This is a genomic window from Shewanella sp. 10N.7 (genome assembly GCF_020806285.1).
Lineage (GTDB): Bacteria > Pseudomonadota > Gammaproteobacteria > Enterobacterales > Shewanellaceae > Shewanella > Shewanella electrodiphila.
Genome location: NZ_JAJGZS010000034.1, coordinates 34,460 through 49,049 on the forward strand (window position 1 = coordinate 34,460; position 14,590 = coordinate 49,049).

Sequence of the window (14,590 nt, forward strand, 5' to 3'; positions counted from 1 at the left end):
TTCTTATATTGTGGTAGATATTCACAAAAAAGCCACATTTTATGTATGGTTTATGTATCTGCATTGAAACCACTTTATAAAATACTTCAGCCTGTTAGTTAATTTACTGAGAATGATTCAATTTTTGCTCTTATTTGCTGTTCTTGTTCTTTACTTTCGATGCGATAAATTTTCTTAATCTGAGTTCTAGATCTTGGCTCTGATCCTGTCATAACGCTATCAAAGCCGACAGTCACTTTACCCATTCTGGACGATACCACTAAGGCTTGAGCAAACTTCAAATTACTATCAACACCATTTAATACCAACAAGTATGTTTCCCGAGGCCGACTATCAACAAACACGGTTCGGTTATCCATAGTACGCCAGCCATCCATACGAAAATTATCGATTGAATTGACTTCAACCAGCTCATCAAATTGATAAAGCGCAGCTTTCTTTTGTGCTGACTCAGATGCTGTACAGGCTGTCAGTAGCAGCATTGAGCAGATAAGTATTAATCTTTTAATCATAAACATCCCCTTTCACCTTAATCGACTTAATTAACTATCGCCATGCTCTAACGTTATGACATTTATATGAAAATAAACAATAGCACCTTTAATATATATTTGAGTATAGTGAAAAAAGATCACTCCATGCACTTTTAAGAAGTTAATGCGATTACATCATTCCATAACTAGATTTTTAATGATGTATTGAGTTGAATTCCTGTATCCGACTAAGTGCCAAGTCAATGATATAAAATCTTTGATATCAAGTCGCTGACATAAAAACAGCCAAGCTTTTTCAAGTAAGTATTCAAAACCTTAGAAATAAAAAACCGCATCAAAAGATGCGGTTTGGTAACAAGTTTATGCCTCTTAGATTCGGTTTATTTTGACGCTTTTTTACGTCTAAAGCCTAATAAACCTGCTAATAGGATAAATCCTCCCATTGCACCACCACTTGAATCTGAACCTGATTCAGGCTCTGGTGTCGGTGCAATCACCTCAGCCGTGATGGCAATATTAGCCACTGCCGCTACTGCGGTTTTATTACCGTTACTCACCACTAGCTCAATTACTGCCGTACCGTCAGCATCAACGGCAGGTAGCGTTAGCTCAGTTTCCATCGCTGTTGCATCAGCAAAGGTTACCTCAGGGCCAGAAACTTGAGTCCAAGTGTAAGTCAGCTCGTCGTCAGTATTTGGTGCTGTACTACCAGCAGCAGTTAATGTCACGCTAGTAGACTCATCAGCGGTTAATGACACCGAAGTGGCACCATTAATCATGGCAACAGGGATCCCTTCAAGCATCACTGGAGCAAGCTCATCAGATAAGCTTAGCTCTCCTAACTGATGAGACACGTTAAACGTTAATGCTTGCGACATCACAATGGCTTGAGTATCAAAAGCAACAACAATCGTTTGCCCAGCTTCATTCGCTGCTTGAACCATTTCCCAGCTGATCATATCACCTTCAAGTGTTCCTTCATGGCTATCACTATCAATACTTAACCCTTGTGGAATGGTTGCTGACACAGTAATGGTACGCTCTTCATCAGTGATATTATCTGTTAAGGCAATAGATAAAGTGACGATATCACCTGTATCGGCAGCATCAACATCAATACTACTAAAAGCAAAACTTGGAGTGCGATAAAGCTCAATAGGCATTAAACCAATATTGTCCTTCACATCTACACCAGTACCTAACTCCAATACCGTAGTATATAAGGTGTCTGACTTTAACGGCTTATTCCAATTTAGCACCAGTTCAATATCTTCATTACTACCGACTTCCGACTTATAATCTACTGTCAACGCGCCATCATCTTTACCAATGATTGCAAGCTCTAAAATCATTTCATCTTCAACATCTGAAGGTGCTGAAAAGTCACCGAAGTTATGCACTGTTACGTAATATGAACCTGGCTCTGGATCATTAATCTCACACACTTCATAAGCAGTTTCTGTTGCACTCATACATATCAGAGGGTCCATCTCTAATGCATTATCAGGACGGCCGTTATAGTTACTATCTCGACCAATATACATATCTAAATCTGGTGAACTAGTATGCTTTACTCTTGCCACAATACGTTTAGTATTTGGGGTCACATTAATTAACTGAGAATAATATTTACTAGGGTCATTATAGACATTAGTTGGCCAGTATGAGTTATCACTGTCATCACGCGGAATGGTCGTTTCAATCACTTCCACTTCAGCTAATTCAAATACACCTACCTGTAAATCACTTGATCCAACGGTAGTAATTCCTGAGATTTCTGCACTGCCATTATCTTTGGCTGTTGATAATTGCACATCGCTTGGGAAACTCCCTGCAACAAAGCTACCAATAATCGGCATTTTTGACGGTGTTAAACCATTATCGCTTGGGGTTAATACTAAATGCCCCATGCCATATTCTGATGCGTAGCCATTACCAATAGATGCTGTCACATCGAGAGTAATACTTTCACCCGCTGCTAATGTAAAGCTACTTGGTGTAGCGCTTACAGACATACCCGTTGTATCAGAAGAACCAGTCACAGCCCAAGTTGAGTCTGCAGTAGCTGTAAAGGTACGAGTCCAATTACATTCCATCATGCATTCATTTTGTAATGCAGATGCTATGTTCATGTCTTCAGGGACACCGTCTAAGCCAGGGTTTGCATTAAGGTAATCGTCATGAGACATGTCCATTAATAAACCGGCATTTAGCGCAGCATTAATACGTGCACTACCTGCTCCAGCAACGAAGAAGTCAGAAGGGGTCACGCCATCTTCTAGTAAAGTATCGGTTTCAGCACTGAGCATTAGCGCTGACTGAGCCTGCGCAGGTGTCCATTCAGGTCGCAATGCGGCAATCAAGGCATAAGCACCAGTAATATGTGGTGTCGCCATTGATGTACCATCCATGAAGGTGAATGGTGATTCGTTTTTATTAGCGTCGTCATGCCAAGGTTGGTATTCAGTATTAGCCGCATAAATTGCCACACCAGGCGCTGCAATATGTGGCGTTAACCAACGATTCATAATTGATTCTGGACCGCGAGATGTAAACGAAGCGGCAATATCGGCTTTAGAAGGATCTTTTTCCATCACTGATGCACCAATGGTGGCGGTGTGGTCACTACCTAGTGCTAACCAATCCATGAGCGACTGACCCTGGTCAATATCCAGATGAATCGCGGGTAATACATGTAAATCTGCATCAACGGTTTCATCAACACTGGTGACATTAACAAGCACTAACCCACTTGCACCACCAGCAAGCACATTTGTTCCCTTACTCACTCGAGCAATTTCACCACGTTCACATACAACAATTTGATCTGAGAATGTGCCTGCATCAAATGGCTCAAGACAACCCGCATTCCCAAAGTCACCAGCAAACACAATATCCCCTGATATTCCGCTAGTCGCTCCTTTACCTGATAGTGCTTCTAAGTCGTAATCTCCTCCTGTTAGGGTGACGTCCTTGTCTGTGAAGTTACGATCATGGGTATAAGCCGCTACGGTGGTTAACCACGGAGCATTACCCGGAGAGCCAACAGTTTCAGCGCCAGGGCCGTCATTGCCCGCTGCCACAGCAACATGAATGCCCGCTTCACGTGCTGCTAGAAATGCCATTGCATCGCTATCATTCCATGGATCGCTTGCGCCGCCACCGATTGAATAGTTAATGGCTTTTACACCATGCTCAATTGCATGCTCTACGGCATCAGCAGTGATGTCAGTCCAACAACTACCATCAGCCACACACACCTGATATGAAATAATATTTGCATGAGGAGCAACACCACTGATTTCGCCTAGGCTAAATTCAGCTTCCTCGCCGACAGCATTAAACACTGGGACATTTTTAACCACATTACCAGCTGTGGTTGATGCTACATGAGAGCCATGGCCGTTATGATCTATGGCAATTAAATCGTCACCTTCAGGGGTATAATCAGCAAGAAGTTCAGGATGCCCCCAAATGCCGATGAGCTTGTCATTACAATAATGTGCTAACTCTGACTTGGCACAATCACCGGTGTAAACTCCTTCGCCTAATGGATTAGTGTGGTCATAACCATCTGCACCAACGTCAGCAAATGAAGGATGCATTGCATTAATACCGGTATCAAAAATCGCTACTGTGATACCTTCACCCATGCTGCTAACACCAGTTGCAGTGCCATCCCATGCACTTGGTGCTTCAATATGTGACGGGCCGCTATCTGTATTGATGTGACGTAATTCGACTTTTTTAACGCTTTTAATCCCAGCAACTGAAGCAAGCGTTTGTGCTTCTTTATCTGATAGTTCAGTACTAAATCCATTTAAGGCAATTTGGTATTCACTTTTAATTTCGAGTTGACGATTGAATCGTGACTTGGCTTGAGCAAGCGTTTGTTGTCTTTGGCTTTTCAAATACTGAATATAGTTCTGGCTGGCGGCACTGTTAATATTTAATACGCCATTACCTTTACGGCTATTAGTTGGATTACTTAGCAAGCTCGTCGCCGCTAAATTATCAACATCACCACGGTATGTTGCCAATGGCTGATCATCTAAAAGCACAATATAAAGATTTTCAATATTACGCTTACTTGTTGTAGCTAAGCGCAGGTTAGTTACATTTCCATCCGTATCCAACCCTCGAGTATCAATAACATTGGCATTGATACTAGGGGCGAAAGCTAAAGATAATGCAGCGGCTATTAAGCTCTTTTTATAAATCGACGTCACAATGTCTTCCTCGTTATCATTATTATTTATCTCACAAACCGACCGCGGATAATCTTGAGTGTTAGCCTGCAAATTGGAATGTTGTTGTTTGCTATAACCTTGATACTCGATTGATTTATTGCGAGGCAAATATACGGCGACTATTCGATTTCATTTAAGCTTCAATTTTCTTTCAATTCCTTTTTTTTCATGCAGTTACAAACCACACTTGTATCCATATGTATCAAGCTGTCACTAAAAAAAGTCATTATGGCTCCTAACACAAAAATATGACAATTATCTGGTAACTCATCAAAGAAACCTCAAAAAATGCAATCTGTATCTTATTGTTTTAAAAGCAATTGAAAGTTTTATGAAACATAAAAGAAACAAAATCAACAGCGTTTAACTTGTGGTTTAGCTGCAATTGAATGAAAACCTTATGTACGAGTGTTGAGCAGGATAGTTCTGACTTAACTCGCCGAGGAAGCAAGAGGCTACTCAAGCAAAAAAATAATAAAACGATTAAACGTTAACTTTGAAGGGAAACCCTATGTCATTTAAGAAGTCAAAACTCGCAAGCTGTATCGCGCTAGCAGCATTAGCACCTACTGCAGTCTATGCCGCCACACAAACAGATACCTTATCTGCATTTTCAAGTTCTGTAGCGCAAACCCAAAACGCCACTCTATTTGTTTATCTGTCAGAGCAGGGTTCATTGACTAAGGCAACTATTAACAACAAGCAAAAGTTTGCTGCATCTTTACAGCAAATCGAAACCAATCAACAAGCAATCATTAACGACATAAAAGCCCTTGATGGCAACATCAAAACCCTACCAGGCTCCAAGCTTGTCAGTAACTTTATTCGAGTTCAGGCAGACACCAGCTACATCGAAACAATCAAAAAAATGCCAGGTGTTCAAGCGGTTGTCGTCGCAGCTTCTCCTATTCAAGTTCCTCGCAATGCCCTTAAAACAGCCAATACTGCAAAACAAGCAACTGATTCAATTAAAGCACCTGCATTATCAGATGACATAACAGCTGGCGAAGGCATTAAAGTCGCTATTATTGGTAGTGGTGTGGATTACACACACACTGGGCTAGGTGGTGATGGCAGCGTTGAAGCTTACGCTGAAGCCATGGAAAACTCGATCAATGCTTTTGATGGTTTTCCAACAGAGGTCGTCGTTGAAGGAATGGATTTAGCCAGTGATGCAGGCTGGGGAGTTGATCCAAACCCAATTGATCAAAATGTTTATTTTACACGTGATTATGATGGTGCAACTCACAATACGGGCCACGGCACACGTCTAGCAAGTGTGGTACATGCCTTAGCACCAGCTGCAAAAATTGCAGCTTATAAAACCTCTAACGTGTCAGACCCATACGGCTATGGATATAGCCTTGCGGCAGAAAGCTCAAGCAGCTTTATGATGGCATTAGAATACGCTTTAGATCCAAACCAAGATGGCAGTTTTGATGATAGAGCAGACATTATTGTTGTTGATGCACTGGGTGGTAATGCCTTTTACGCCGAACATGACAATGGGGTTTCTAGCTCAATTATCGAAGCCTATGCCATCCAAATGGCTTCTGCATTAGGCAGTTTAGTCGTGGTTAATGCAGGTAACGGCGGAGAGTGGTACGACAATAACTTCAATATGACATGGCGTGGCGCTGCGCCTAGTGCATTAACCGTGGGTGGCATCAAAGCTGATACTGAAGACAGCATGATGGTGACAGATAAAACACCATACGGCCCCGTACGTGGCGCAACAAATTATACCAAACCTGACATGGTCAGTTACGCTGAAAATATTGATGTTGCCGTCGTCGGTGGTGGTGATGAAATGGACACCACATCTCACACGGTAATGGCAGTGGCACGCGTTGCAGCAGCAGCGGCAGTGTTAAAGTCAAAACGTCCTGAATTATCAATGACCGAAGTCAAAGCACTATTGATGAACACTGCTAACAACGAAGTGATGGATCTCAATAGCAAACAGGGTGAAATCACTCTGATTGGTAGCGGCGTTGAAGATATGGATGCAGCCTTAATGTCTAGCGCTGTCGCATGGGAAAAAGGCAGTTATCAACCAAACTTAAACTTCGGATTCCAAGAAGGTACTGGAACACAGCGCTTCATGAAAGAAGTGCAGCTGAAAAACCTGTCCGAAGAAACAGTAACCTATGATGTTGCTTTAAATAGCATCGAGAAAAGTGGCACTCCTGCTCTAACATGGGAATACCCTTCAACCATCAGCGTACCAGCAGGTCAAACTGTTGTATTCCCAGTGACCATGGTGGTTAATTTTGACCAACTTGAAAACTGGCCAATGAAAATGGGTTCAGACTTAACCATTGAAAACTGGCAAGCGGTTGAGCTTTCGGGTCAATTACAATTAACTGCTGAAGAGACTCCAACCATTGCGATGAACTGGTTAGCAAAGCCTCGTAATGGCAGCAAAATCACTCGAGACTTTAATACCTTTGAAGAGCACTACGGTACTGAATTAACAGCAAAATTCAGCGCAGATGCTGGAGCACATGTTCAACAATTTACTAATGCCAGCACGACTGAGAGCACATATGCTGTATTCCCAGCTATGTTCAATAGAACCCAGCTCCCCGTTGGTAAAGAGAATACCCAAGGCAACATATTAAAAACAGTAGCCGGTGGTGTTTACGATGAAGCCATGTGTTCATCAGGTAAAAAGCTAGTTGTGGCTGGTCAGTTTTTTAAACCTAACGATGTCGGCATGGCAAACCACTTTGATAAAGCGGGCGCTGCGATGGTGTTTTGGAGTGCTTACCAAGAGCAATTTGTACTAGACCAAGGCTTAGATCAAGCAGTCACTGGCGATCCATATATGTGGGATGAAGCGACCCAAGCAGCCATGAGCGGATTTATTGAAGTCGATGAAAATGGTCAGCCACAATCTTGGTATATTGATTACAAAAAAGAGTATGACTGGACAGATCATTATGGTCGTTACACTAAATCGACCCTTCCGACTTATTTTACCGGCCATGGACAAAACTTTGTGGCGCAATACTGTATGGAAGAGCTTTATCACGGCGAAAACATGGCTAGCATTGAAGACTTTGATCAAAATCAGGGTTGGATATTTGGTACTGACCGTGACGCTGCAGACGAACTAGGTGAACCTATCATCATGTTCAACCCGGTGAAATACGGTAAAACTGTAACATCTGAAGTATTTGATTGGATGACAGGTGAGATAATTGAAGTCGAATCTAATGGAGGAGCCCTGCCTCTATTATCTCGTCCTGTGGAAGAAGGCGAAACCAAACAATACAGCCCAATGGAAACATTAGCCTCCGGTGAAAGTATTGAGCTCGGTGTGGCAAGCACCTGTAGCTTTACCTTTGGTTTTGGCAGTGTTGGTTGTGATAACCCTGGCATGCTATTAATGAGCCTTGAAGATAACTGGGCAATGGCAGTACCTTCTGGCCAAGGCAACTATGCCTTTATTCCTCATCCTAAAGACGGTCAAATGCACAGCATTAACGAAGATGCAGATATGGGTAGCGTGGTAGCTACAATTGAGCTTGATGCTGAAAGTTTCTTTGCCAACGGTAACTTTGAAGCTGAATGGTCTCCTTACTCTCTTTCTTTGGCTAAAGCGATTCCTGGGGATCCATTCACTGTGACTAACACAGGCGATATCGTGATAAATAACCCTGCGGCCATTGATTATGACGCTGGTAACATGAGTTATGAGCTGGAAGTGATTGGTAAGCAAGGTCAAAGCTATACTGCAGTGTCTAAAGTAACCATCAATATCAATAACGTTAATGATATTGCTCCTGTACTGAATGAAGCGATGCCTGAGGTGACATTAGATGACCAACAAGCTGCTGAAATTGATGCGTCGATGTACTTTACTGATGCTGAAGGTGATGCCTTAACATTCAGTGCAACAGGCTTACCAGAAGGTATCAGCATTGATAGCAAGACAGGTATGATTTCAGGTACTGCCGCCGCGGGTGCTTATGAGGTTGTTGTCACCGCTGACGATACCGTTAATAAGACTGAAGCAAGCTTTACCATGACGATTAATGCCCCTGTTGTGGAAGCTGCGCCAGAGCCAGAATCAGATGACGATGGTGGTAGCTTAGGTTTCTTAAGTTTGAGTTTATTAGCGTTACTTGGTTTGCGTCGCAGACAAAAGTAGCCTTAAGCAATCATTCAATATGAATAAAAAGCGCCTTATGGCGCTTTTTTATTCCCCCCGATACAAAATGAAACAATAATTCAACATCTGTGCAATAACTATTAAGTCCATGTAATTATTAAATAATGCTCATCTTCAAAATTAAACCTTAACATTTCAAAACGCACTGTTTGTTTCAAAAATTAATAGATCGGTTATGTTACTCATGGTTATTAAGCAATGCGTAAAACGCATCGTTCAAATATGACGACTAAATGAAAATCAAATAAAACTTCATTTTCAGACGCTATGACAAAATAATCCTCTGAACATAATAATAATTAGAAAACACTCAGGAGTTTATGCTGCATTCATGATTTCTCTTCCTTATCAGCGATATCAAATTGGTCAATGCACTATCAACTGTTATGACATGACCATCACTTCAAATGACAATACGGTTGCGCTACCTGCAAAAGTATTCGAATTTTTGAAGTTACTGATCTTGCATCCAGAACAAACTGTCACTAAAGAACAAGCGATTGAACAGGTATGGCAGGGGAATATTGAAGTCGGAAAACGAGGCACTGGAAATGCAATTTGGCAGCTGAGAAAGTCCTTTTCAGAGCTTGGGCAACAGCCTGAACATTATTTTAAAACCGTCACAAAAGTCGGTTATCAGTTATTAATACAGCCCACCCCTATCGTTAAAACGAATAGCAATATTATTCGCGAAACCGTCGAACATAAAAAAAATGTTTTCATCGCTGTTACCGTGTTAATGCTAGCCGCAATAGGCTTATTTGCGGTGCAATCAGCTGATAAACTGACCCAACCAAATACGATAAACACGTCTATCACGCCACAGCGCATTACCAACTTTGAAGGAGTGGAAGAGCGCGCAGCGATTTCGCCAGACGGACGCTTTATGGCATTTCAATGGCGTAAAGCCAATGCAAAGGGCCACTTGTATATTAAAGATCTTGATGATGATAAAGCGCCATTGAGGCAAATTTCGATGAGTAAAGACACTGAAGGCGTACCGACTTGGTCGCCTGATGGACACTCATTGGCATACATGCGCCATACTGCAGATAATCAGTGCTTCATACATGTACGGGATTTAATTACCAACCAAGATAAACAATTAGATTCAGGGTGTATAAGTAAAGGCTATTTACACAGCCTTGAATGGTCGCCCAACGGCAAATATTTAGCATATTCAAAAGCAAAAGAAGATCGTTCAGTCATTCATCAATACCGCTTCAGCGACAACACCGTCACGGCGATCACCTCGCCTATTGCCGGTGAACACGATTTGATGGTGACTTGGTCAGCTGACTCAAGTCAATTAGCCATCATGCGATCACAAGAAAATATGATAGCCAAAGTCATGCTCCATACTCTTAGCACCAATACAACTGAGGTCATTGCAGATAATGAAACCTTAGTCATTGGCTTAGATTGGGATCACAACAGCAATTTATTGTATTTTACTGCATTAAGAGAAGCGGCATTTATCATTCAGAGATACGACTTCGACAGTCAAACGCTATCGAGTTTTCATCAAGACGAAACCATTAGTAGCATTGCTATCAGTGAAGCCACCAATGACTTGTATTATTCGCGGCATATTTCCCAAGAATTCATTACCCAGCGCTCATTGACTGACGGCAGTATCGTCAAACAGCTCATTTCATCATCACGGGACTTATACGGCCAATACTTTGCTAAAACAGGTGGACTCATTTTTCTATCAAATCGCTCCGGAGACTGGGAGTTATGGCTCAAAGAAAACAATCATAACACCATGCTGACCGACAACATCGGCATGGTGAGCATCCCAGCGACCTCTCCCACCAGCAGCTTGTATGTCGCCCCGATCAGAACCAAAGGCTTGGATTACAACGAACTGTATTTAGGCGATACCGCCAGCCAAAGCTTAGTGAAAATTCCACAAGTGACAGGTAACGTTCGTTACGCTTCTTTCTCGGTTGATGGCAGTCGCGTTTATTACTCTGCACTCATTGATGAGCAATGGGGGTTTTATCAGTATGACTTAGGCAGTGAACAGGTAAAACTCATCCTCAATGACAACATTAAGTATGCCGTTGAAGATAATAATCAAGGCATGTATTACACCTTAGACAATGTCGCTGGCATTTATTACTTAGCAGCAGGCTCAAGCCAGCCAATCAAGGTGAATAACACATTAAGAGCCAAAGATTGGGGCAGCTTTTTCTTCCAAAATAATGGGCTGTATTATCTTGAACGCAGTGACGAAAATGATTTTATAAAACGCTTAACAACCAATGGTGAAAGCGAGATAGCGTTTAAATTGCCCGCCATGAGCATTCGTAATGAACGCAGTATTGCAGCAGCAAGCGACGATACCATCATAGTGAGCATGCAAGGGATTAATGACGCTGATATTTATCGCATACCGCTGCACTAATCCACTCCCCCAATTTAAACAGATAGTTGAGACTAATAGTTGAGCCGATGGTTAACCCATTTCTATCAGGTTGATGGCTTGCATAATTTCAATTCATTACTGACATATTCTTTTGCAATTCAATAACCTTTTTCGCCTCAAACCCAGTGCATTTTCACAACAGATTTGACACACTGTGAGGTTAAATATTGGGTTTAGAACAAAATAAAAAGCAAAATAAAAAACAAAGAAAAAATCAAGCAAAGAATCAATAACAACAAGGATGCCCCATGAAAGCACTTTCTCTGGCTTGTGCCAGTATCGCTTTGGCGTTTTCAGGCTTTAGCCAAAGCGCAGACATTGACAGAAACAACATTCAACAAATTGGCCCAGTCGCCTCTATCACTTCACAAACCTTATCTGCAGGTAGTCATAGTGATGCGTTAACCGCTAACCTCGCCACAGCGCTGGCACAAGATAATAACGACATCCGCATATTTGGCCAAGACTACCAATGGCAATCAGCAACTGCGGCGGCAGACAAAGGCTGGTTAGGTTATAAAGTGCAGTTAAGTGTGGATCGCTTTACCCAAGGAACGTTAACGGTCAATGGCCTAAATGCACCGAAAATTTACCTTAACGGCACTTTATTTAATGCTGCGAATGAAGCAAAACTTAAACTGCCAAGTGGCGATCATCAAGTCCTTATTATTGCCGATGGCAACGATGCTGAAACCGATTTCAGTCTAGACTGGCAAGGTAAAACCGATATTGATGCGCCAAGCTTTAGCCAAACCAAAACCCAACGGGTATCGGCTGAGCAGTTATTTGACTCTGAAGTCATTACTAGCCTTAACTTATCGCCAAATGGTAAATATTTACTGCAAACCAAAAGTCATTATCCAGCCAACAATGACAACAAACCTGTTGCGGTAACAGAGTTAATTAACACTTCAGATAAAGAAGTGATTTATCGCTGGCAAGACAGCGCACCAGCAAGTGCAGCCTGGTCAAACAACAGCAAGCAGTTAGCATATGTTGCTGATAATCAAATTCAATTGCTGACAGTGTCAGACATCAGTATTGATATCGCAGCGACTGATATGGAAAACGTCTCTAACCTGCATTGGTATGGCGACAATGTATTATTCAGCTGGCAAAAGCCGTTCAAAGCAGACGAAAAAGCCACTAACAAACGCTTCAAAGCTCTAGAGGATAGGTGGAGTTACTGGCGCAATAACAGCCAGATTTACTTATTAGACAAAGATTCAGGCTTTATCCGCCAACTGACTGATGGCGAGCTCAGTAGCAACCTAGTCGATACCCACATCGACAACAACACCTTACTACTTACCCGCCACCCAGTGGATTATAAACAACCCGCTCACGGCCTGACTCAGCTAGTTGAGCTTAATCTTGCTGACTTAACTGAAACCCAGATTGGCGAGTACCGCACCTTTAATTCTGCCACTTATACCGATGACGGTATGTACATCATGGCAGGGCCAGACTTTATGAATGGCTTAGGCGTTCAGGACCCCAAAGTGGTGGTTAATAACTATGACGGTCAACTTTACTGGCGTGACGCTAACGGTAAGGTCATTGCACTGAGTAAAGACTTTGACCCAGCCATTGGCGGCGCAGCAAAACTCAGTAATGACGACTTAGTATTGCGCGTTGGTGAAGGCGATCGTGGCCAGCTGTATTTGTTTGATTTAAGCAAAAAACGCTTCAGTAAAATTAGTGCTGGCATGGACATGGTTAACCGCTACAGTGTGGCCAGTGACCTATCAAAACCAGTCATCGCTTATGCAGGCACCTCTGCAACAGTGCCGCAAAAAGCCTACTTTATGAAGTCAGGTAAAAAATCGCTACTGTTTGATAGCAAAGCTGCCAGTTATGCCGATACCCGCTTAGGTAAAATTGAAGATTTTGATTTCACCAACAAGCATGGACACAACATCGACGGCCGCGTGTATTTACCTGTCGATTTTGATGCTAACAAGCAATACCCAGCATTAGTGTATTACTACGGTGGCACCTCACCTGTAACCCGTAACTTCACTGGACGCTGGCCATTTAACCTCTGGGCTGCAAAAGGTTACGTGGTATATGTACTACAACCAAACGGCGCAACGGGATATGGTCAAGCATTCAGTGGGCGTCACGTTAACGCTTGGGGAGATTACAGCGCTGACGATATTATCGAAGGTACGCAAGCTTTCTTGAAAGAGCACACCTTTGTTGACCCTAAACGCGTAGGTAACATGGGCGCCTCTTACGGCGGCTTTATGACCATGTATTTAGCCACTAAAACTGACATTTTTGCAGCTTCTATGGCTCACGCAGGGATCAGTAACTTATCGGCCTATTGGGGCCACGGTTGGTGGGGTTACGGCTACTCAGGCGTAGCCAGTAAAGGCAGCTTCCCGTGGAATAATCGCGATTTATACGTCGACCACAGCCCGCTGTATCATGCAGATAAAATCAATACACCGATGTTACTGCTTCACGGTAATGCCGATACCAATGTGCCAGTAGGTGAAAGCCACTACATGTACACGGCCCTTAAGATGCTGGATAAGCCAGTTGAACTGATTGAGTTCAATGGGCAAGACCATCACATTAATGGCCGCCAAGCACGCTTTGACTGGTGGGATGCCACATTGGCATGGTTCGATTTACACCTAAAAGATGAACCACAATGGTGGAACACACTTTATCCTGATACAGCTTCTGCAAACAAAGACGTTGCTGAAAAAGAAACTGCTGACACGAGTTCGGTAAAATAAGCCGCAGACTAAATCAGTCATAACAGCATTTCATGTTAACTAGCCCTGCAACAACAGGGCTTTTTTATTTCATTTAATTGCCATGGATAAAGTCATCCAGTGTAAGCGCAACTGCAACCTCCATGACATGGCTCATTTTCACTGACTCTGAATGAGGTGCTGAATGAGAGGCTGACAGTGAATTAGATTAAAGTGATTATTCTCAGTAACAGAGCCAATTTATATGAAATATAAAATTGGTTGCCGTAAAACATTTATGCCCCAAGATTTTTTAGCAGCTATAGTCAGCTAATGATTTATATATTTGAATAAAAACCTAAAACAAAGTCTAAGTTAACGTCTAAATCAAAGTAGTGGCGCTTCGCCCACACCAGACTAAAAGGGAGTAAACTGCGACTCCCTCTATACTCTTTATTAAAGAATTAGGCCCCGCAGCTCCGGCGAAATTTAAACAGCAAAATTTCCAACGGAGAATCATCCAG

Annotated in this window: 5 protein-coding genes; 3 read left to right on the forward strand and 2 right to left on the reverse strand. The window is 42.4% G+C overall.

Annotated elements, in window-relative coordinates; all coding sequences use genetic code 11:
* Window positions 1-98: 98 nt before the first annotated feature.
* Together LMH66_RS18075 and LMH66_RS18080 are read right to left on the reverse strand one after the other, a co-directional pair.
* Window positions 99-512: a DUF6491 family protein gene (locus LMH66_RS18075; protein ID WP_229372105.1), complete on the reverse strand. Its 414-nt coding sequence runs from the start codon at window positions 510-512 to the stop codon at window positions 99-101.
* Window positions 513-874: 362 nt separating this feature from the next.
* Window positions 875-4,723: a S8 family serine peptidase gene (locus LMH66_RS18080; RefSeq protein ID WP_229372106.1), complete on the reverse strand. Its 3,849-nt coding sequence runs from the start codon at window positions 4,721-4,723 to the stop codon at window positions 875-877.
* A 532-nt stretch (window positions 4,724-5,255) separates the two neighbouring features.
* Here LMH66_RS18080 and LMH66_RS18085 point away from each other — a divergent pair.
* The 3 genes from LMH66_RS18085 to LMH66_RS18095 all read left to right on the forward strand — a co-directional run bounded on the left by LMH66_RS18085 (window position 5,256) and on the right by LMH66_RS18095 (window position 14,108).
* Window positions 5,256-8,903, forward strand: coding sequence for a S8 family serine peptidase (locus tag LMH66_RS18085; RefSeq protein WP_229372108.1), 3,648 nt, complete (start codon window positions 5,256-5,258; stop codon window positions 8,901-8,903).
* A 352-nt stretch (window positions 8,904-9,255) separates the two neighbouring features.
* Window positions 9,256-11,337 (forward strand): winged helix-turn-helix domain-containing protein, encoded by a 2,082-nt coding sequence (locus LMH66_RS18090; RefSeq protein WP_229372110.1) that lies wholly within the window; start codon window positions 9,256-9,258, stop codon window positions 11,335-11,337.
* 269 nt (window positions 11,338-11,606) lie between these two features.
* The gene (locus LMH66_RS18095) at window positions 11,607-14,108 is read left to right on the forward strand and encodes an alpha/beta hydrolase family protein (protein WP_229372112.1); all 2,502 of its coding nucleotides are present in this window, start codon (window positions 11,607-11,609) and stop codon (window positions 14,106-14,108) included.
* Window positions 14,109-14,590: the final 482 nt, after the last annotated feature.

Excerpts from the sequence above, each read along its gene's own strand:
- LMH66_RS18090 (WP_229372110.1), top strand. The coding sequence starts at position 9,256 with ATGATTTCTCTTCCTTATCAGCGATATCAAATTGGTCAATGCACTATC.
- LMH66_RS18085 (WP_229372108.1), top strand. The coding sequence starts at position 5,256 with ATGTCATTTAAGAAGTCAAAACTCGCAAGCTGTATCGCGCTAGCAGCA.
- LMH66_RS18095 (WP_229372112.1), top strand. The coding sequence starts at position 11,607 with ATGAAAGCACTTTCTCTGGCTTGTGCCAGTATCGCTTTGGCGTTTTCA.
- LMH66_RS18075 (WP_229372105.1), bottom strand. The coding sequence starts at position 512 with ATGATTAAAAGATTAATACTTATCTGCTCAATGCTGCTACTGACAGCC.